This is a genomic window from Nostoc sp. KVJ3 (assembly GCF_026127265.1).
Lineage (GTDB): Bacteria > Cyanobacteriota > Cyanobacteriia > Cyanobacteriales > Nostocaceae > Nostoc.
The window spans coordinates 21010-41503 of the sequence record NZ_WWFG01000017.1; the positions used below are offsets into that span (position 1 = coordinate 21010).

General features: G+C 40.7%; 24 protein-coding genes and 3 pseudogenes. 10 read left to right on the forward strand and 17 right to left on the reverse strand.

Annotated features, from left to right (window positions below; all coding sequences use genetic code 11):
• Position 1 precedes the first annotated feature (1 nt).
• From GTQ43_RS40780 to GTQ43_RS40790, 3 genes are read left to right on the forward strand one after another with little or no spacing between them, the layout of a single operon-like run.
• The gene (locus GTQ43_RS40780) at positions 2-1042 is read left to right on the forward strand and encodes a hypothetical protein (RefSeq protein ID WP_265278318.1); all 1041 of its coding nucleotides are present in this window, start codon (positions 2-4) and stop codon (positions 1040-1042) included.
• Positions 1043-1045: 3 nt separating this feature from the next.
• Positions 1046-1324, forward strand: a complete 279-nt coding sequence (locus GTQ43_RS40785) for a hypothetical protein (protein ID WP_265278319.1) — start codon at positions 1046-1048, stop codon at positions 1322-1324.
• A gap of 12 nt (positions 1325-1336) precedes the next feature.
• Positions 1337-1783, forward strand: coding sequence for an HNH endonuclease (locus GTQ43_RS40790; protein WP_265278320.1), 447 nt, complete (start codon positions 1337-1339; stop codon positions 1781-1783).
• A gap of 262 nt (positions 1784-2045) precedes the next feature.
• Here GTQ43_RS40790 and GTQ43_RS40795 read toward each other — a convergent pair whose 3' ends face one another.
• The gene (locus GTQ43_RS40795) at positions 2046-2423 is read right to left on the reverse strand and encodes a CU044_2847 family protein (RefSeq protein ID WP_265278321.1); all 378 of its coding nucleotides are present in this window, start codon (positions 2421-2423) and stop codon (positions 2046-2048) included.
• A 67-nt stretch (positions 2424-2490) separates the two neighbouring features.
• On the opposite strand from GTQ43_RS40795, the pseudogene GTQ43_RS42045 reads away from it, so the two are divergent.
• Positions 2491-4398, forward strand: a pseudogene (locus GTQ43_RS42045) (caspase family protein); the annotation flags it as partial.
• A 156-nt stretch (positions 4399-4554) separates the two neighbouring features.
• Positions 4555-5292, forward strand: a pseudogene (locus tag GTQ43_RS40805) (sensor histidine kinase); the annotation flags it as partial.
• A gap of 155 nt (positions 5293-5447) precedes the next feature.
• Here GTQ43_RS40805 and GTQ43_RS40810 read toward each other — a convergent pair.
• The 3 genes and pseudogenes from GTQ43_RS40810 to GTQ43_RS40820 all read right to left on the reverse strand — a co-directional run bounded on the left by GTQ43_RS40810 (position 5448) and on the right by GTQ43_RS40820 (position 7699).
• Positions 5448-6017, reverse strand: coding sequence for a tyrosine-type recombinase/integrase (locus GTQ43_RS40810; protein WP_190947383.1), 570 nt, complete (start codon positions 6015-6017; stop codon positions 5448-5450).
• A gap of 627 nt (positions 6018-6644) precedes the next feature.
• A pseudogene (locus GTQ43_RS40815) lies at positions 6645-6788 on the reverse strand (DUF2887 domain-containing protein); the annotation flags it as partial.
• A gap of 68 nt (positions 6789-6856) precedes the next feature.
• Positions 6857-7699, reverse strand: a complete 843-nt coding sequence (locus GTQ43_RS40820; protein WP_265278322.1) for a DNA adenine methylase — start codon at positions 7697-7699, stop codon at positions 6857-6859.
• Positions 7700-7908: 209 nt separating this feature from the next.
• Here GTQ43_RS40820 and GTQ43_RS40825 point away from each other — a divergent pair, with 209 nt between their 5' ends.
• Entirely contained in the window at positions 7909-8691 is a 783-nt protein-coding gene (locus GTQ43_RS40825) for a hypothetical protein (RefSeq protein WP_265278323.1), read from the forward strand.
• Between the two features lie 88 nt (positions 8692-8779).
• Here the strand turns inward: GTQ43_RS40825 and GTQ43_RS40830 are convergent, their stop codons facing one another.
• Genes GTQ43_RS40830 through GTQ43_RS40845 form a run of 4 tightly spaced genes read right to left on the reverse strand, consistent with a single transcriptional unit; the run spans position 8780 to position 12629 of the window.
• On the reverse strand, positions 8780-9328 hold the full coding sequence (locus tag GTQ43_RS40830) for a hypothetical protein (RefSeq protein ID WP_094346663.1): 549 nt from the start codon (positions 9326-9328) through the stop codon (positions 8780-8782).
• Between the two features lie 9 nt (positions 9329-9337).
• The gene (locus GTQ43_RS40835) at positions 9338-10546 is read right to left on the reverse strand and encodes an XRE family transcriptional regulator (RefSeq protein ID WP_094346664.1); all 1209 of its coding nucleotides are present in this window, start codon (positions 10544-10546) and stop codon (positions 9338-9340) included.
• An 11-nt stretch (positions 10547-10557) separates the two neighbouring features.
• Complete coding sequence (locus tag GTQ43_RS40840) at positions 10558-12009, reverse strand: 7-cyano-7-deazaguanine synthase (RefSeq protein ID WP_265278324.1); 1452 nt, start codon at positions 12007-12009, stop codon at positions 10558-10560.
• The gene (locus GTQ43_RS40845) at positions 12006-12629 is read right to left on the reverse strand and encodes a hypothetical protein (RefSeq protein WP_265278325.1); all 624 of its coding nucleotides are present in this window, start codon (positions 12627-12629) and stop codon (positions 12006-12008) included. The genes GTQ43_RS40840 and GTQ43_RS40845 overlap by 4 nt, the downstream gene beginning before the upstream one ends.
• Positions 12630-13299: 670 nt before the next feature.
• On the opposite strand from GTQ43_RS40845, the gene GTQ43_RS40850 reads away from it, so the two are divergent.
• Genes GTQ43_RS40850 through GTQ43_RS40865 form a run of 4 tightly spaced genes read left to right on the forward strand, consistent with a single transcriptional unit; the run spans position 13300 to position 14836 of the window.
• On the forward strand, positions 13300-13647 hold the full coding sequence (locus GTQ43_RS40850; protein ID WP_265278326.1) for a hypothetical protein: 348 nt from the start codon (positions 13300-13302) through the stop codon (positions 13645-13647).
• Complete coding sequence (locus tag GTQ43_RS40855; protein ID WP_265278327.1) at positions 13644-13847, forward strand: hypothetical protein; 204 nt, start codon at positions 13644-13646, stop codon at positions 13845-13847. The genes GTQ43_RS40850 and GTQ43_RS40855 overlap by 4 nt, the downstream gene beginning before the upstream one ends.
• A gap of 5 nt (positions 13848-13852) precedes the next feature.
• Positions 13853-14134, forward strand: coding sequence for a hypothetical protein (locus tag GTQ43_RS40860; protein ID WP_265278328.1), 282 nt, complete (start codon positions 13853-13855; stop codon positions 14132-14134).
• A gap of 15 nt (positions 14135-14149) precedes the next feature.
• Positions 14150-14836: a hypothetical protein gene (locus GTQ43_RS40865; RefSeq protein WP_265278329.1), complete on the forward strand. Its 687-nt coding sequence runs from the start codon at positions 14150-14152 to the stop codon at positions 14834-14836.
• Positions 14837-14873: 37 nt separating this feature from the next.
• On the opposite strand, the gene GTQ43_RS40870 is transcribed toward GTQ43_RS40865, so the two are convergent.
• The 9 genes from GTQ43_RS40870 to GTQ43_RS40910 all read right to left on the reverse strand — a co-directional run bounded on the left by GTQ43_RS40870 (position 14874) and on the right by GTQ43_RS40910 (position 20491).
• A complete protein-coding gene (locus GTQ43_RS40870) occupies positions 14874-15287 on the reverse strand; it encodes a hypothetical protein (protein ID WP_265278330.1) in 414 nt (137 codons plus the stop codon).
• 60 nt (positions 15288-15347) lie between these two features.
• Complete coding sequence (locus GTQ43_RS40875; RefSeq protein WP_265277142.1) at positions 15348-15599, reverse strand: hypothetical protein; 252 nt, start codon at positions 15597-15599, stop codon at positions 15348-15350.
• A gap of 52 nt (positions 15600-15651) precedes the next feature.
• Positions 15652-15876 (reverse strand): hypothetical protein, encoded by a 225-nt coding sequence (locus tag GTQ43_RS40880; RefSeq protein WP_265277143.1) that lies wholly within the window; start codon positions 15874-15876, stop codon positions 15652-15654.
• A gap of 31 nt (positions 15877-15907) precedes the next feature.
• Complete coding sequence (locus tag GTQ43_RS40885) at positions 15908-16297, reverse strand: hypothetical protein (protein WP_265277144.1); 390 nt, start codon at positions 16295-16297, stop codon at positions 15908-15910.
• A 109-nt stretch (positions 16298-16406) separates the two neighbouring features.
• Entirely contained in the window at positions 16407-16673 is a 267-nt protein-coding gene (locus GTQ43_RS40890; protein ID WP_265277145.1) for a hypothetical protein, read from the reverse strand.
• Between the two features lie 171 nt (positions 16674-16844).
• Complete coding sequence (locus GTQ43_RS40895) at positions 16845-18659, reverse strand: hypothetical protein (RefSeq protein ID WP_265278331.1); 1815 nt, start codon at positions 18657-18659, stop codon at positions 16845-16847.
• Between the two features lie 69 nt (positions 18660-18728).
• Positions 18729-19454 (reverse strand): hypothetical protein, encoded by a 726-nt coding sequence (locus tag GTQ43_RS40900; protein ID WP_265277148.1) that lies wholly within the window; start codon positions 19452-19454, stop codon positions 18729-18731.
• A gap of 384 nt (positions 19455-19838) precedes the next feature.
• Positions 19839-20201, reverse strand: a complete 363-nt coding sequence (locus tag GTQ43_RS40905; RefSeq protein WP_265277150.1) for a hypothetical protein — start codon at positions 20199-20201, stop codon at positions 19839-19841.
• A gap of 95 nt (positions 20202-20296) precedes the next feature.
• Complete coding sequence (locus tag GTQ43_RS40910; protein ID WP_265278332.1) at positions 20297-20491, reverse strand: hypothetical protein; 195 nt, start codon at positions 20489-20491, stop codon at positions 20297-20299.
• Positions 20492-20494 lie beyond the last annotated feature (3 nt).

The window sequence follows — 20494 nt, forward strand, 5'->3', positions numbered from 1 at the left end:
TATGTTATCAGACCCAATTATTGCTACCTTAGAAAAAATTGTTTCTCTGCATGACGGAATAGCAGAACCTGCTGGTGAACACATTTTAAATGTGTTGTTGACTGAAAATATAGCATCGCTGCTTTCGCTCCCCGAAGAAGTTACTTTTACAACTATTGCTGATGTACCCCAAAGTGTTTTTGTCACCTATCATTCAGAAGTCTTAAATAAGCTATCTGAACTATTAGCTGTTAAAGGACTTATTAGTGCGTTGGGTGTTAAAATCGATGGACATCTGAAAAACACAGGCTTTGAGAAAATTTTATTGGAGAGACTCGCACCTCAAAATGGCTTAATTCGTTTTTTAGATGCTAAACCAGAAATTACTCGTTATATCTTGTGTAATGTGGCTTACACAGCGAATGCTTCCGAAAAAAGGATTGGCTTAGTTTCGTTCATTATCAATGAAATAACAGGAGTAACACCAGTAGAAATTGGGGATGCTTTGTTTTGGGAGTCTGACAGAATTTCTGTGGAGCATCAAGAGACACCATTGGCGATGACAATTGAAGATTTGTTGAGGTTAATCGAACATCAAAGTGCAATATTAATTGGTAAATCTCTAGATAATTGGCAAGCTAAATTAACAAGAGCTAGAGCTAGGGATGAAGAAAGACTCAAGGATTATTACAATACGATTAGCGACTCGATCCGCAACAAGATTGAGTTAAAAAAATTGATTGGTGATGAACAAGACAAAGAATTAGCACGAATTGAAGCCACTAATAGAGAGTTAGAGAGAAAATTGTTGGACATCCAAGAGCGTTATGCAATGAGTGTAGAAGCTTCGTTGCACAGTGCAATGATTATCCATCTCCCTACGGTACATATTCAGTGTGAGTTGCAACGAAAGAAAGTAAAACGGACTGTAACAGCAGTTTGGAATCCGTTCACTAAAATTCTTGAGCCGCTTCGCTGTGAATTATCAGGAGAACCTGTTTACAATTTCTATTTAGATGACAAGTCAGCTAAAATTATCTCACCGACAGTCTGGATAAAGTAATTTATGACAATCAATTTACCTATGAAATTGTCACACTTGCCCAACAGTTTACCATTAGATGGTGCTGTCCGCATCGAGCTAGTAGAAGGAGTGCCAATATTTCGAGCTTCCAGCTTAGTACAGGGGCGAATTGAAGCCTTATTAATTAAGCAAAAAGAATCTACACTGACTTCAGAGGAAGAAAAAGAATTAGATGAATATGAGGAATTAGACGATTATCTGAGTTTGGTGAATCGGATGATCAGAAATTCATCGCTAACTCAAAATCAAAGTGAATTATAGGAAACTAGAAATTTGTCTGCGAATCGTTACATTAGTGAAGCTACTCAAAATCAAGTACGACAACGAGCCAAGTTTCTGTGCGAATATTGTCACGCATCGGAAAAATGGCAATATGTTTCCTTCACTGTAGACCATGTAATTCCTCTGACCAAAGGTGGTGCTAATTTAATTGATAATTTAGCTTTGGCTTGTTTCCATTGCAATCGCCAAAAATCAGATAAACTTAAAGCCTTTGATGAACAGTCGTTATCAGAAGTACCCTTATTTAATCCTCGCACTGATAGTTGGCAAGAACACTTTATCTGGTCAACAGATACACTCTCGATTATCGGCTTGACACCTACAGGACGCGCCACAGTCGTAGCATTAGCATTCAACCGAGCCAGAATAATTAATATTCGCGCTGCTGATAGAGAAATTAGACGGCATCCACCGCCAGATGACCCAATTCAAAGCTGAAAATTTAAAATGGCTCAGACCATCGCTTAACTAAAACCTCTCCAGAACTTCTATCAGGGCTAACGTGCAGATATTTACTCGTAGTATCCAAACTTGTAGGACATGACACTCAACAATGAGAGAGTTAATTCTCTGCTCACTTGTATGAGGATTTATTTAATCTCTAACATTTACGGCGATGGGAGTGCGATCGCACATCAACCACTCCCCTAAAATACCTATTGAGATACAGGCATAAAACTACCTGTATCAACACCACATCTTAAGTACCGCTATTTTGCTGATTGTTGGGAAACTTACACTTTACCTCAATCTCAAAATTACTCTCTGCCGAGCCTTCAGTTAGAAGCGGAATACCTGTTTTACCACCAATCTTTAAACCAAACTTGAGGGTAACTTCCTCAACCTCAGCCGCACCTAAATTTTTAAAAGCACCAATAGCATATTTAGTATAAGCTCGAATTTGATGGTGTACTTCTTGGATTTTGACCACAGATTCTTCTCGAAATCCGTAAGATTCTCTGTCATCTTTAACTTCTGGTGGAATGATTTCTGGGATGTTTGGTGCCTCTTTCGATTCAAAGAGGATTGTATACAGTTCGCCATCCTCTTCAAAAACCAAACGTTCTATATTCGACATCAAAACCTCGGATTTTACGTGCATTTACGTTATCTTATTCTCTAATAGACCATACAGATTATGATCAATGACTCGTTACGCGCTGGTTGTTGGCATCACAGATTATAAAAGTCCACTAAGCACCCTCAGTAAACCCGCTACGGACGCTGAAGCAGTGGCAAAGGTGCTAAAAGAGCATGGTGATTTCGAGAATATTGAGTTGCTTAAAGGGAAAGCTACTAAACAGCAACTAGGTGAGGCTTTGAAAATCCTGCTGCGACAGCAAGCAGTAAATAATGAGGCGCTAATTTACTTTACAGGACACGGTATCACTGTTTCAGATTTGGAATTAGAGACGCAACAAGCATATTTAGCAACTTCTGATTTGCAGATTGTGACTCAAGGCAACCAAATTGTTGAACAAACAAGTGGTATCAGCTTGATCAATTTCAACCAATTGATTAAAGAATCTCACCTTAGTAGTTTGGTTGTGCTTTTAGATTGCTGTTATAGTGGTCATTTTTTAGAACGCCATCTGATTGAAAAAACCCTTACTGCATTTAGTTTGCAGCGTGACTATTACTTTATTGCTGCTTGTAGAGACTTTCAACAAGCCTATGCCAAGAAAAGCGAAAAATACAGTATTTTTACAACTGCTTTACTGACAGGATTATCAGTAGAAAATGCTAATGATAATGGGCAGGTGACAGGCGATCGCCTTTTTGATAGGATTGCCACAGAACTCAGAGGAAGTGGTCAAGAACCCATCCGTATGGGTTGGGGACGTTCTATTACTTTAGTTAAATATCTCCCTAAACCAACGACAGTTGTTGTTGATGAAACTTGCCCTTACCAGGGTTTACTCCCTTTTTACAAAGAACAAGCACGATTCTTTTTTGGGCGCGATAAAGTTATTCAGCAATTAATCAAAAAACTGAGTCAGGCTAATTTTGTCCCCATTATTGGTGCGTCGGGAAGTGGTAAATCTTCTGTAGTACGGGCGGGTTTGATTCCGGCGCTAGAAAAAAATGGTTGGCGAGTCTTAGAAATCATTTTACCTGGAGTAGAACCATTAGCAGAGTTAAAACGAGCCTTTACACAGTTGTTTGAACGCACGGAACTTAGAGAAATTTCTACTCTCATTGACACACAGGGTTTATGTTCAGTAATTTCTAGACTTTCTGATTCGGAACGTTTGTTGTTGGTGGTGGATCAATTTGAAGAAATCTTTACTCTTGGTTGTAAGGAAGAAGATAGACAGCGATTTATTGAATTGTTAACCCAATGTTCTGAAGGGCCTTTAGCAATTGTCACCACAATGCGAGCTGATTTTCTGGAATACTGTTTAAGCTATGAGTCGCTCACAAAACTAATTCAGGAACAGGCAGTGTATGTGCCGCCATTACTAGGGGCAGAATTAGAACAAGCGATCGCATCTCCGGCGCGGTTACAAGGCTATCAGTTGGAAACGGGATTATTGGGAGCGATTCAGCAAGAAGTATTAGGGCAAGAGAAAGGGTGCTTACCATTATTACAGTTTGCCCTGACAGAACTTTGGGAACAACGCGATCAAGAAATTCAACAGTTGACAGTTGATAAATTTAACGAACTTGATGGAGTGATGGGAGCGCTAAATCGTCATGCAGAAAAGCTGTATGCAAGTTTCAACAAACAGCAGCAAGACTGGATGAAGCGAATTTTCTTAAAATTGGTGCGTACTGGTCTCCAAGAAAAAGATACCCGACAGCGACAACTGAAAAATAGGTTTCTGAATATTGCTAGTGAAAATCCAAATAATAAGCAAACAATAAGTGATGTTTTAGAAAAGCTTATTCAAGGTCGTTTGTTAGTATCTGATCGTGAACCGACAGGAGAAATTTGGGTTGATTTAGCTCATGAAGCACTAATGGAAGGTTGGCAAAGGTTTGCCCAGTGGCGTACAGAAGATAGAGAAAATAGAAGAATTATTGACCGAATTGAGAATGCTTTGCAAGAGTGGCAAAAACAGCCAATAGATGAAAATTTGATGATGGGTGGATTACTAACTCAAGTCCGACGAAAATGGCAAAAATTGGAATCAGACATAGATATATCAGCTAGAGAGTTTTACAAAATTAGTGTTTTATTTGAAGAAAAACAACGTCAAAAATATGAGGTAGCTCAAAAATCGAAGAATGTATTTTTGGCAAATGTCAGTCATGAACTACGCACACCTTTAAATGCTGTGATTGGATTAAGCAAACTGCTTCAAGAAGATGCTGTTGAACTTAATTTATCAAGAGATTTTATATCTGATCTTGAAACTATAAACTCGGCGGGAAGACATCAGTTGGAAATTATTAATGAGATTATTGACTTGTCGAAAATTGAAGCAGGTAGAATGACTCTATATCCAGAAACATTTGAAATTGCAACACTGATTAATAACATTGTCCATACGGTTAAGCCTGCCATAGATAAAAATAGCAATACATTGGAAGTTCATAGCGATGAGAAACTTGGTGCCATGTACGCTGATCAAACTAGGATAAAACAAGTGCTTTTAAACCTATTGAGCAATGCTGCTAAATTTACCACTAAAGGTAAAGTAACACTAACAGTTACAACTCAAACGAAAGCCTCATTACCAGATATCGCTTCTGCCATTATTACCTTTATTGTTAACGATACAGGTATTGGGATCTCTCCCACTGAACAAAAGTTGCTATTTCAACCTTTTTCTCAAGGAGCTAATTCGGTTAACAAACACTATGGAGGTACAGGACTAGGGTTAGCTATCAGCCGCCACTTTTGTCAGATGATGGGGGGTGAAATTCTTGTCAGCAGTCAATTAGGTATTGGTTCTACTTTCACTGTTAATTTACCGTTAATCCAATCAGAGGATGTATAAAACTTAATCGCCTCTTTCCATATCCGCTAATTAAAGAAGCATTGCTTGCTCTCAGAACTCAAAAATTCAACCTCAGAACTAAAACCAAAATTTTAGTGACAATAATTGTGTATGAAAGACGTTCACATACTACATTATTTTACAAATCCCTCCATTCAAAAATCCAAAGCAGAGATAGCGTTTTGCTTCTGCTTCTCAGTTACCCCCAGATATCGCTCCAAAGCAGCCAAAGTCCGATGCCCTGATATCTCCTGAATGTGGCGCAACGGTATCCCTGCATCGCTCATCCTGGTTAACGCAGTCCTCCGAAAACTGTGGGTACTAACGCCCTCAATCCCCAGCCGCACACAGGTATCTCTGAGAATTTTATCGGCGCTGACCTTGTGGATATGTAACAACCCATGCCGACCGGGAAACAAGAACTCCTTGCGGCGATTGGGGTTGTACTCTTCTAAATACTGCCTGAGTTTGGGATGTACTTGGATTTCTCTGGTGTCTCGCTTGCCCTTGGTGTTGACACTCCGTAGCACCAACACGCCTCTGACACCGTTGCTGCCAAACACATCTTTCACTGCCAAAGTGCAAGCTTCGTTGATCCGGCAAGCAGCATAAAGGCACACGCCGAACAGAGCGCGATCGCGTGGGTTGACAAACCCCTCGTTAAATAGGAGATTGATTTGGTCAGGGGTAAGGATTTCTGCTCTGCCGAACCGGTTGATTTTCATAGGGTCTAGCTTACATGGTCTTTCGGCAATTAGACAATGTAAACGCCTGGAAACCTATCTATTTCGTGACCGGGTTGAACCCACTCGACCCAGTTAATCCCTGCTTATCAATCGCAACCGCTACAACCCGCATTATCTCGTTGGCTGATAAAATTAGCTTATGCTTGCAGCGCTCTGACCACTTGCAGGTATAATACGCACCAATAGGATCTGCTCATGTTGCGGCTTGCCTGAGAAGTCTATACTCGCTTCTATACCCCTGCTTGATAAATCGTTGCTATCAGTGAGTGATATCAACGTTCGCCAGCAGTCCCAGTCCCAGATTTTCACACTCAGCAGTCTGCACCAACATCTACACAGCTGTCTATACCGAAACCCAAGACTTTACTCTGTAAGATCATCTTGTTGTGTGGGGGTTTGAGAATTTACCACCTCTGAAGTGATTTCCTCAACGGATAAATCAACTGCCTTTGCCACTTCGGAGATGTTGTAGCCCATGCTCAAAAAGCGTGCTGCTGCTTTTAATTTGGTTTGACGTTCCAAGTCTTTATAGATTCGTGTTTCTTCAATGTTCAGTCCCAGCATGGCTTCCACGTCTTCACGGCAAAACTTACGTAAACTTGTAAACCCATCAATGCGAAAGGCAGTTTCTTTCACCTCAACCGACTCAAATCGATAGTTCTGCGCCTGTTCAGGTCGATGATCAACGAGTTCAAAAATTAACCCAGGAAAACGCTTAAAAATTTGGTAATAAATGGAGTCACGTTTCACTAAAATATCCGAAACTAGGCTGATTATTCAGTATTAATTTTATCAGTGAAACGCCCGTTATAAACTTCTCACACAACCTCCATAATTGTAGGCAAATTGTATGATTCAACAGGATAGTTGGTGATGAACAGTTCCTTGCCTTTGTCTGCCTTCTGCTGTTTGTAGTTGTTCATCCCGTATTGCAACTCCCATTCATAAATGTAGGCAAAAGAAAAGTGATGCCGCACTTGTTCACAGTTATCGTAAGTGATCAACCATTTGTGTGAACACTCCGACATCAGTTTGGCAAAGCGAGAATGGTCAAAACAGGTATGCAAATCACCTCTCTTACCATAAAGCTTAGATTGAGTCTTGCTGAGATAAGGTGGATCTAGAAAGATAAATACATCTTCTCCCGGTTCGGTAAGTAGGGTGCTGTAGTCGAAGTTACTCACACGGGTATTAACAAAGCAACCATCCAAAGCTGCTAGCCGCTCAATCGAAGAGTCTGTAAACCGACCTTTGAAGGAAGCACTACTATAACCGCCACTCTCAATGGTTCCTGAAAAGCTGATCCGGTTAAGAACAAAGAACCGTACACCCCGCTCTAGTGGACTCATGGTACTCGTATCTGCGACGGCGAGAGATTTAAACAAGGCGCGTCCATCTGTTGTCTGTTTTTTTACTTTCCAGACTGACTCCACTAGCTCTGGTAGATTAATTTTGACCTGATGCCAAAAGTAATACAGTTCTGGGTTAAGATCATTGACCCAGTAAATCATACTAGGGTACTTCTGTAAAACATGAAAAAATACAGAACCTCCACCAACGAAAGGTTCACGGAATTCCTTAAATGTAGGAGGTAGATAGTGAGCAATCTGAGGAATTGCCTTTTGCTTACCGCCGGGATAGCGTAATGGACTTTTAAACATAAGGAATTATCGTAACAGGAAGCGGATTTTTTAGGAGTTATTCTTGCAATGTGCTGCCCTGAACCGCATGATCCAGTTAGGCAAACCAGCTAGCTACAAAGTGGAAGATTAATTCGCCACTCTGATTGAGAGAAAATGTGTGTTTTTCTGTTTCATACAACAAAGCCATTTGGGAATTCTAATTATGGAGAGTTCTCAGGCAAGTAACAATGGCTGGTAATGAAGTTGCAGTATGCAAATTTATCTTTTTGAATTTGAAGCAAATCAGTTTGAAGCATTTGGGGCAACTTAGAGTAATAGCAGCACCAGCAGCACCGTTAGGAAAAGGAGGCGATAGACCTCTTTTAGAGGTGTTGGATGATGTTGTCGATAAAATTTCAACCTCAGATGCACGCAAAAAAGCAGACTTTTACCTTAATAATCGAGGGATTTCCATTAAACAAACAGGAGCAAGTGTTTTATACAATCGCTTACAAAGAGCAAATTTGTATCAAATTTATTCTGATTTAGGAATAACCGAAATTGATAATAGAACCACCAATCTTGATAATGAGGTTGCTCAGTTTCATAGAGGAGAAATTTTCAGAGATAGGCTTTGGCAGAATTTCTTTACAGAAATCGAATTTCAGCAATTATTAGGTTTTTTAATGTTACAAGGAAGTCCGAATTATGGTGTTTCTAAACATCCAGCAGAATTAATTTTAGAAGCTCCAACTAAAATTAATTCATCTGCCGATCTCCAGATATATACTTTTGATGAGTATTTCCAAAAATACAAAAATAATATTAGGATAGGAATCCGGCGCTCGTGGATTGGTCAGTTAAGCGAGACTGAACACAAAAGAGCGATAAGTCTTTCCAGAAAGAAAGATAATTTACCTTGGGTTTTTGACAATATTATAACTGAGCCGCCGAGCGGCTGGAGAGAAGAGGTTGAAGTATCTAAACGTAAGACTGTTTATTATCTAATGATACTTAAAGTAACCACGTGAAAAAACCCAACTATGTAAAGATAAATATGTAGAATAGCATACCCCCTAGAATGCTACAACGTTAATTTCAATACCTTCACAATTCTGCTTATTTAGAGGATTTTTGCCACCAATTTCGCAGAGGATCATTTTTTGGTGGTACATAACGTCCTTTAATCCTAATTGCATTGAGGACGTTACTTAATACTAAAGAATCAATGCTTTGTTTTTCTGACCAATGTTTAATTATTTCTGGAGTTGATAAAATCTGAAGATGGAGAAAATTCCTTTGAAGAAACTTGATCGCCTTGTCGTCATCAGTAGCGATCGCCCATTTTCGGTGAACAGCGATCGCACAAGTTGCAGATTCGCCATCATCAAGTTCAACAGCATAATTTACAAAAGATTCCTCCTCCTCTTCTGACTCAAAATCCACAACTTTTAGTAAACCAAGTTTAATAGCTTCTTCAAACTCTAACACAGCATCATTTTCTTCTTCTTGAAGTCGTTGGAGTGTTTTTAATTCACGTTCTTGTACAACTGTAGTAACGACAATTTCAGCAGGAAGAGATTTCAAAATTGCCAGAAATTGACCCGACGCACAAAAGTTGATAACACAACAAGCATCAAGAAGAATATGAGAGTGAGTAATTTCCATGAATTGACCTCACTTCCCAGCAGTTTGAATTTGACGCAAATCAAAATCCGTATCTTCCTCCCTCATTCCGCTTGAATACTCCCTTAATGTCTCAGCGATGCGACGGGCTTCTAAGCGGTCAACATGGAGAAATTCAGCAAAACGCCCTTCAGTAATCAAACCTTGGTCTAATGCCTCAATTGCGAGATGCTGATAATGAAGTGGCATTATATCAATCCTTTGGGGGATTTGTTCTAAGCCAAGTTCCTCCTGTACCTTTCTGACTTTTAAACCTCGATCTCGTAATTTATCCCAAGTTCCTGAAGGTAGAAGTTCCATTTCCTCTAACCGATAAACTAGTGCTTCTACGGACACTCCATAGTAATGCGCTAGTGTAAATAAATTAGTCGGGGTGAATTTGCCGTGTGTACGGTACATATCATTAAACCGCTTCAGCAATCCACTGGTAGGCATGAGGAAATACTTAGGGAAAGTTTCCGCTAATTGCTCACTTTCAGGAAATCGCTGATATTGACCATCAAAGTGGAACTCAGGTTTTTGCCGATGTGCCAAAAAATGAAGGTATCCATGCGCCATTGACCAGCGTCTTCGCTCCTCTGGATGATTAGCATTGATGGCCATACAACCACCGACTTGCTCGTTATAGCTATACACTTCTGAGTATTTTTGTGGCATCTGCAAATAGAAGATACGTAACCCCACATCTTGTTCTAGGATGTCCCGCAGTTGTGAAATAGGAGCATCACCTAAACCCAGCCGTTGACGCTCTGCAACTGCTATACTCTCCGCAGCCGATTTGATCGGCATATCGGTTACTTGATACTCAAGAGGATAGTTTTGCGGCAGTGGCGCGTCCATAATCTTCTCAAGTTCTAGGTAATTCTGACATAATTCCTCTAAATGAAGAATGAATGGTTCAATTTCTGCCTGTTGTTCCTGACTGCGTTGATAAACTGCTCGGAACTGTACTTCAAAAGGTTGCACTACTGGGCGCGATCGCACAAAGTCACTCACAGAACGTCCATAAGCACGAGCAAGTTTAATCAGTTCATTGGCTTTAAGACGGCGTTCTCCCTTCTCAATTGCAATCATAGTGGTGCGTGCAGCATCAATCACCTTGGCTGCATCAGCTTGAGTCAGTCCGCACTTTTTACGGGCTTGTTGTAAAAGTTCCCCCAATGTCCGCAGGTCAATGTTATCCAGAATATTGGTAGCCATAATGTTTTTCCTCAACCTTGTTGAGATGAGACTACGTATCTGCTAGATGCTTTCTGATAGTTGCCTTTATTTAATAACCCGTCTGCAATCTGCGATTCCACCTCATTCCATTCGGAAAGATAATTTTGATAAAGTTGAATTAAACGACTTCGCATATCGGCAGGTAATAGATTTTCTGCCATAGCAGTTCGATCAACAATATCATCTAGCACTGGAAACTTTTTGGTTAGAGTTTTCCAAGGTTCATCTGAGACACCCAGCAAAGAATCAAGGGTGTGAACCTGTGCCTGCATATTTAGGAAACATAAGCTGGGGTGTTTGACTGGACGCTCTCCATGCAATACTACATAGCGAGTTCTATCTTTTATGCCACTGGCTGCAAGTGATTGTCGCCTTAAAAGACAAGAGGAGCAGTAACCACATTGAACTGGCTTTTGACGATGTGGACTGTCACAAGACATAGTTAAAGGTGGTAAGTCGTCTCTCCCATTTTTAGCCAATGCTTTACACATTTCGGCTTTAGTCCAAAATAGAAAGGGGTTTTTTACCTGGAACTCTTCTCCTAAAAGCTCAGAAACAAGATCACTTACCATCAGCAAAGTCAGAGGATGAACAGAACGAGAGTGATCTAACCCTACAGCAGATTCACGATAGGGAAGGTTGATTGCACCAATTCCGTTTTCATACAGATAAAGAACCTTTTCCCCCATAAGGTATGCACACGCAGAACCAAGAAGAGTGAAGACAACACCCCGCGCGCGGGAAAGCTTGTTTTTTTGCTGCTCACTACTATCATCAAATAGGATTGGGACGCGGAAAAAATCGTCGCAACGACAGGGGAAGAGAGATTGAATTTTCTTAGCTACTTTTTTCTGGCGAGTAAATACACTATTGTTGCTGCCAGTTCCAAACAAGACGAACTGTTTTTCTGGATACATTAACAGGCGAGTGTACAAACCTGCCAGCGCATCCAGTCCACCACTCCACAACGTCACTTCACATCCTTGGGGTACTATCTGAAGAGATTGGTGTTGTTCAACAAGGCGTTCCGGTGCAATCCGTTTTTGGAAGTCGAAAACCCATTCGCTATCAGTTGTCCATTTTAGCAGGTCATCTAGCTTTGTACGAAATGGTTCAGCACTAAACAATTCTGGATGACGTAATGGCAGTATCACATAAAATCGGCGCTGCTTCTTTGTAAGACTTTGAGGAGCAAGACGATCTGAAGTATATATGGCAACAGCAAGGTCAATGAGATCGGCAACAATAGCTGGAAACTGTGCCTTAACCCTATACTTGAACTCTGTATCGTCCACATTTATACCAATAGTTAGCTTCTGATCCTGGGAGTGATCAATAAACAGCACAGATCCATTACTATTCGACACAGATTGAAAGTGCAAAGTGTAATCGCTGTAATCACTTTCGTTAAGTTTTTGCTGAAGCGAAGGTCTGTAGTTCATAGCAGATCCTCGTCAAGGTCTATTTCTTTGACTTGTGATCGCCGATTTCGTCTGAGCTTGGCTACACCCTCATCTACATTCGCCTTTTTTGCCCATGCACTGATCTGGGCAAACATGTCTTTCCTTAGTACCTCTATACGCTCTGTAAAAGTTAAATTGTCAACTTTGGCGTGGTCATTGGGAATTAGTGGAATTCGCCCCTCAAATTCTGATACATACACTTTCTGCATATATCCTTCTATGACTGCCTCTGAAATCTTGCTGATGTTAAATTGCTGGCCATAACGCAAATCATTAAGAAAACTCTTTCCAGCATCAAGGATAAGTGACTTAGTTCGACTTGGTATGTTGGCTTGTTGTGCTAATCTATCAAGTTTTTTACTTAAATCGGCAAAATCTATAGATTCATTATTACTCGAATCTTTAATTACTTGGGTTAAGAGTTCCCCCATACCCTTGGCTATCACAATAGCAGCATCACCTTTTTTATTGAGATCCTTCCTTAAGGCTTCCATCATCATCCAGGCACATTCGTTGCGTTCAAGCTTACCTTCACAAAGTATTCGGTATGGCTTTTGATAAAGTCCTGAAAGCCCATGAAATCTATCCCCATCAGGCATGGTTCGACCTCCAATGCTAGAACCCTTTATATGATAAAGTTAGCTTATATATCCAACAATGTCAATTCTTAAGATGTAATTTTACCAAAAATGTCAGGTTTGCTCATTCAGTAGATAAATAGGATGATGGCATCACCGTGGTGCCATCACCGTGCCAAAACGGGAAAATTGTACGCTTTGGCTAAAATCCTTGCTATGACTGTGTTTAATGAACGAGAGCGCTAAAATGCGTAACACACAATACGCAAGTACAAAGTATGAGTAATCGTTTTCAAAAGCCATGCCCTGACCATATAGATTCTGGTAATGCTGGCAGAACTCTTAGAGACACTAATTCCACTCCACAGCAAAAATCTAAGGCTGGGTTTCTTTTAAACCAATGTAAACAATGTGGAGGGTGTAAAAAATTTTAGAGCAAGTGCCAACCTATATTTATCACTCTTGACTAGCTAACGCCTTTCCAGATGGTGCAGAGTACTGGCAATACTCTGCACCAATCAACTGAGGGTAAACAGCCGCTCACGGGTGCTGTAGAAAAGTGAGTGGCTAAGATGCTTGCTGGGCAATACTTTCAGCCTTAGCGTACATTTTACCCGTTTTGGCACGGTGATGCCAGATTGGTTGAGGGATTTTTGGTAAAATATTTCAAATAATTCTCAAGGTTAGTAGGATGAAACCAGACGCATTAGAGCTATGTCATCAAGAGTTTAAAAACAATTCCGTGAGGTTTTTGTTAGCAATCGCAATTGAGCCTGGGTATTTTCAAAGCTTTGAAGAGATAGTACAGGCTGTCTCACTTGAAAGTGCTATCCCATACAAAGATTTAGCATCTTATCAAAAAGACTTTCTTCGTAGCTGGGATGAGGTTTATGAAAAGGCTTCTGCTGAGGCTTACCGACGTGAAAACCGAGAAAGTCCTAACTTGAACTGGTTTGAGCAAATGCAACAGTGCCACCAGAAGAATGAACTACTCACTACAGGTAATTTTAGTGGAGACGTGAGGGAGAGGAAACTATGACTGAATTAAGCAAACCTAAATCTTCAATGGAACGCCTTGAGCGCATGATCCGAGCTAGCTGGCTAGTAGAAATTCAAAAAGAGTTGATTAAACGTGATGAAAATCCTTTATTGGTAAATTTAGACAACTGCCATTTGTTTGAGAGGTTAACACCGCAACAAGCTGCTGATGCGGTAATCAAACTACTTCATACAAAATAGAAATTATGCCTAAACAACAAAAAATAAGCGGAGGTGGAATCGACTTAATAGAAGCGCGAGTTTGTGAATTAGATGAAAATCTCGAATTAAGTACTAAAAATATTTTTGATATTGTGTGTCAGGAATATCACCTAGTTGCTGACTTGATAGAAAAAGAACTAAATTGTAAATGTCCATTTGCCTTGATTGGCTTTTTAAGGGAGCTAGAACAGACAGAACTTTCTGATTATTCTGTAATTGAACTACCCCAAACTCGCTTCTCTACGAGACGCTCCGCGAACGCCTGAGCTTGGATATGAGTGATGAGTAAACACCTTCATCTGTGGGAAAAACTCAATGAACGGCAGCAAGCCACACTCACTGCCATTTACCGTACTGACCAGTCGGTGGAGGCAGCAGAAAAAGAAGGTTGGCGATTAGGTTCAATCAGAGAGAAAGCATCTGTATGGCGTAATCTGCAATATTATTTTGAGCCAACAAGCCACGAAACTTTATTGCATAAGTTGCTATCCCTTGCTGGTGTAGTTGACCAGGGATTAGGTTCCACTCTTCAAGTTTTGGAACGACACAAGTTAATTGAATGTAATTATTATAGCAGCGAACTAATTTCCATCAAGCTCACCACAACTGGACGTGCTGTAGCTCGTGCTGGTTTGGGTGAATCAGCACCTAAAAAAACACCCAAAGGACAATTAAAACCAAGGCAATGGGAGGCACTTTGTACAGCATATCAAGCTGGTGAATTAGGGATAGATAGTGGCTTAAGCTTTGGGGATTATGCCGGGTTTAGTTGGCAATGGACTTGGTTGAGATTGCGAGATTATTACGGAACAGATAACGGCTTAGTCAAAGAAGTTGGCTACTGGAACAAAGACAGTAAGCACTCAACCAAGCTGGTTATTACTCAGCCTGGGATAGAGTTTTATCGACAGCAGTGGTCACAATATCGCGCTCTCTACCCTGATGTAAATGCGCCCAAACCTGATTAAGGTTATTTACCTGCTACTCTAAGCAATTGTAAATTTATCACCCTCCCTTAAACATTGGATACATCTCTTGCGCGATCGCTTCTAACTTATCACCATGAGGATGAGGACGAGCGATCCGAACCCCTTCATCCCACCACGAACAGCCGCCAGCCAAACTATAATGCAGCGTAAGGGTGACTTCATGCCAATCACCGGATAAAAATAAACGAGTATCTTTCAATGCAAAAGCTAGATTAAAATCAAATCTATCTCTTCGATAATATTTATGAAATGGATTACTATGTGGCCTATCCTCAGAAGTAGATTCACTAAGATATGCCAGAAAATTCATTTCTATCCAATTATCTACTTTAAAATTAAATTCGGGGATTATCCTAAAGTGTGTGTGCGGATAGTGTTTTTCTGCAATTTGAATTAAAATCAGTTCGGTTTCAGGTAATACCGCTTGCATAATTTTTGACCACAGTTCGCAAAACTAAAAAAGCTTGTCAAACAGATCACTACAGATAAACTACTGTCCCATTTCTGCCATAAGGCATTGAAGCTCCCAAGTCAGCCCTTCAAAGTCAGGCATATTTTCCTCTCTATCACGCGAGTAAGCGCTTGGTTCTATGCCGATAACTTCAGTTCCCACACGCACATCTGCTACGTGATTCATTCGGCTGCATAAGGGCATTGCAAGTGTATCTCCTATTTTTTTGTAGGTGTCTTCGCCGCTTGGGAAACAAAATAAATCGCCGCGCTGTAAATCTGAGAATTTCATACAACTAACAAGTTTTACTCTTTTTGGTTGGGTGATAACTCAACGTATCAGATTACAAATCTGAACTATTTGGTTGCAATAGAGCCTGTTGAATCTGCTTGTCGGTTGCTAATTTCATTGGGTTAATATCTTCATTAAGAACAAAAATCCCTTCTTCTAATTCAACCAAATCACCCACTGAAAATTGACAATCAGCATCCATTGCCGGGTGCATCATCATCCAAGCGTCGTGACTGGCTAATTGTTTTCCATTAGGCATGAAAACTTTGTGGATCATGGACATTCCTCCGAAATGCAGCACACGGATATTAAAAGGATAACTTATCGATTTGCGCCCTCATGTAAGCTAGGGCTGATTGAATATCTGAGAATGCTTGCTTTTCTTGTGACACCATTTCTGATTGCACAGGTACATATAATTCAGCCAAGTAGGAGTACAAGTATGGATCAAACCACACGTCAATAATGCAGTCTTTATACCAACCTTGCGAATAGTATTTATCGATCTGTTCTTTCATGTAAGCTACAGCCGATTGAATATCTGAGAATGGTTGCCTTTGTTGTAACAACATTCTATTGCGTACCGGGGCATATAATTCAGCCAAGTAGCAGCCGCGCCTGTCATCACGCCAAATATCAATGCTACAACCCTTGTATCTCTCGGAGTGCTTTAAATCCTCGGACAGTAAATCAATCATGATGAACACCCATAAGCTTATCTTCTAGTAAACCAGAAAACCATCCAGGATTACCCAGATGGTTGGTGATTATTCCCAATTTTGGGAAAATATTTACTTGTCTACTGACCTAACTTTGCTTGGCAGGTAAGCGCTTGCCGACATACCTTATTCCCTCATACAAACAAGGGCTTTCTTCTTTGTATTGATACGGATATTTGTATGTAGTGCAAATCTCTCCGCTTACCTCTACATACATTGATTTAGAATAAATTTCCTGTCCTGGACAAATAGAAATATGTTCCGCCCAAGTCAAATCTTGTAAGTGATAATTGGTGGCGTAACCTGTTTCATGGTTATGCTCTGTTGGGATTGATTCTTTTTTGATGTCGTACATTGAAATGCTCCGAAACAAACTTATTAATGTAAATACTATTTGCGTACTTGGAACCCAGGAACACACTCAAGGAACAAATAGAGGAACGAGGAACAGGAACGCTACAAGCCTTGTTCCTGCGTCGTTACTGGGGCTTATGTCTGCCATCTGTATCCCGTTCCTGGTTCCTGGTTATGCCGTGGGGGTATAGCCAATTTCGTTATCTCCGTCGATTAATTTAAGTGTTATCAACTCACTAATTCCCTCTTTTACAGTAGCGGTGATTGGTGCTTCCTCTCCCCACCGACGAGATTTTCTAACCGCGTCGAACTTCACCGGAGGATTACCAGATTTTATGATTTCCAGAATTGTAGACGCAATTATAGATAGGTTGGGAATGTTAACCCTTTCGGCTGAAGGAAGTTCTAAAAAACGTTCAAGCTGCTGCCTTGTATCGGATTGTTGAATAGAGGTTTTCTGCTCTACTACGCTGTTCTGTGTAGCATCCACAGCCTCTAAACACTGCTCTCTGTAAGTTTGATATTCGGCATAAATAGAATTAGGTACTACACCAAGCACCCAATTATTATTATTAGACAAAATCAAAGGTTCAGTTCCAGAGTCTAGTCCATCAAGTAAAATCTTGAGTTCTGATCGCTTTGCGCCATTGCTAATTAAGTGGGCATTGCTTAGTGCAAGCTCAATGAATTCCCGCTTGTTATTTTTGGCTAAAAATATAATGTCCCCAACGCTCCGCGAATCTCTACTTCCGCAAAAGGGTAATGCATCTAGGTTGGGTGAGTGAGAACTTACCCAGAGAGATAAATTATATTCACGTCCTACCAACCAAGCCTCATTTAGAGTTGCCTGTAAATGCCCTGCTAATGACACTAACCCCAACTCTTTCTTATCTGATATAGCGTAGCTACCGGGGTCAATCCAGACGTTCTTAAGGGCATTCTCAAACAACAAATTCATTGTCAAAAAGTCATCTAGGAACACACGGGTTATTTTTCCTCCTTTCATTCCACAGTCGATAAACTTGATGATTGCCAATGCCGCAGCTACGGGGCTGTCTTTCACAGCGATCGCATGAGTAGCGAATCTCTTAAAAAAGGCGACATCACTCTGTTTGACCACCACAGCAAGAGATTGGAATTTATCACCATATTTGGTTCTGAGTCTCCCCCATGCTGTACCTAGAAACGTAGTCTTCCCTGCACCCGGAGAGGCAATAATCACACATCCACCCAAGGTTTTATTATCAGCAGTTAATACCAGTGCATCAAGAATATTTAATGCCGTTTGGTGATGGTTCGGTGCTGAGGAGAGAGTGTGGTTTAATACCGCAGGGATGGCACTTTCATGGGCATTGCTTGCTTGAAGTAAAGTTGGTTGAGTGTGAATACTTGTTTGGTCAAGAGAGATTATTGTCTGTGCTTGAGCAAGAAGCTCATTGCGAGATATCCCCATCCGTTCAGCCGAGTAATCGGTAGCTACTGCTAAGGCATTTTTACCATCATTTCTGATTAAATGACCCCTATGATTAATATTTCCCTTTGATGCATCCCACAGGCTATCAAGGAATAGTTCTGACCCAGACAAATGCCATAGAATAGCCCAGTTTTTAGGAGTGCTGGAGTTAAGAGCTAATCTATATCTTTTAACTTTCTGCACAACTTCAGAAACTTTCTGATTTCTCAGGTAGCTCCCACTAATTATTACTCCTGCACTGCTGACCGCAGAACTCGCTACAATTAGACCTAAAATAGGATTTAGTAAGGTAACTCCGGTTAGAGCGAGACATCCTGAGAACCCACTAGCAATTGATGCCCAATGCAGGAAGTTAGACTGGTTTTCGCTATTGCATTCTAACTCTTCAAGTTCCCTTATAAATTGCTGAATTATTTTAATTTTTGATTGCAGTGTATCAGAATCTTGCTCCTTGATGTGGGCAAAGAACAAGGCTTTTAATGGGTCACGCGACAAGGATTTGGTTACTAACATGGGAATTGGTAATTTAATTTAATTAATAAAATCCCACCCAGCGTATATTGGATGGGATTATTCCTTTAATTAGGTGAAATTTACATGGTCTGTTTCAGGTTCAGAGTCGCCCATCTTGTCGGAAACCTGACCTAACACAGAGATTGTGCTGCTCACCAGAAGTAAGCATTTCTCAGGCAGGAGCAGACTTATTGCAGCCATGATTAGAGCATAAAAATTCAATCCTGTAGCGAGGAATGCATAGCATAAAACTAATGCAGTTTCTATGGCATAACTGATTAGCCGAGTTGATTTCAACATTCCGTGGTCAAGAGTCAACCAGTTTTCCAGTCGTTCTTCTGGGTTATCAAAGCGTTCACTACTTTCAACATCAATTCCTAAAGCCAAGTATGCCCGTGAAATATCCTGCCTAATCTTCCAAAGTTCGGGTGAAAGTTGATAAATATTTATCCCTAATCCCAGCAAAATACCACAAGTAGCTGTGCCGATATTCCATAGCCCCGAAATGCCAAATAACTTACCAAGCCATATTCCGATCGCAGCCCATTGTGCTGTTGCCACGGCGCACACTGCTACAAAGGCTATGATGGCCACTATACAAGGGGCTGTGGGGTTAGCTAACAGCTTTACGATCAGCGAGAATGCAAAGGTAATTAGCCGCATTGAGTTCTCGGCTATCAGCCAAATTAACTTTAATACTTCCCTGAGAAACCCAAATACTTTTGCTACTATTTTTTGAATAGAGACAGCAATATTCTTCTTGGGTTCACCACTTTTTTGTTGACGACTTTTCATTTAAATCAGTGTCCTCTTTAAGAATTGATAGTTGATTGTTTAGTTCAGTTTTTGAGTAAATCTGAGAAACTATTAATCGCCCTTCGGCGTAAACAACCTTTAAAATCTGTCCAGTCTTTACGCTCTTAATACAGGAAGTGGGGAGCTTCCCAGTTAGAGAACCTGGGGTATTTACTTCATCACCGAGCTTGAAAGGTTTTGAATTATTGGATGTCCAGCACGTATCAGATTTAAAGTGTTGGGCTATTAAGTTTAATCCTTTCGCCCGTTCAGTTATTGCGCTATCTGAACCAATTCTTTTGGAGATAACAGCACTAGTCACGATGCCGAGGGATAGTGCATTAATCCCAATTGCTATCCAGATTATTGGGTTAATGTGAAACTTCATCGCTGCCTGTATTTTTCAGAAACAGTAATAACTCGCTCAACTAACTCGCGTGATTCTGGGTAATTGACAATCAATTCTCTCGCTGCTTCGATATCACCACGTTCTATTGCATTGGCGATAATCATCGCGTTATCCCATCCCCCTAATTTCTCTGCATTAGCTCCTAATTGGGTATGTGCTAACGTGTCTCTAAATTCTGTGCCTTCTGCGTTAACTGACATGGAGAGTGCCTCGATATCTTCCTCAATCATTGCCGCCCACTGTTTAGGATTTTCTGCTTTGATTTGCTGTAGTCTCAAGGCGCGGTCAGTTAGCGGTGAGCGTCCCCAATCGTTGGGATTTTTGTAGTCAAGTGTCATTTGTTAGAATCCTTAAGTACAAATCGTTTTGCGTATCGAGATACATCCTGATTAGGCGATCGCCAAGCTTGCCGGCAGGTGCGATCGCTTCATCATCAGTTTTCACAAAACTCAACAAGTTCAAAAACCTCCCTCTGCACTTGGTTTTGACTTAATTCTTTTCGCCTGCCGTTGGAGTCGTTAAAAACGAAAGGGGCATTGACTCGACAATTAGAACGGTGGCTGTAGCGCAGTTGTTGACCACGGAATTGGTAGAGGTGGTTACGTTGCAAGGCTGTCATTGAAAGCATTTG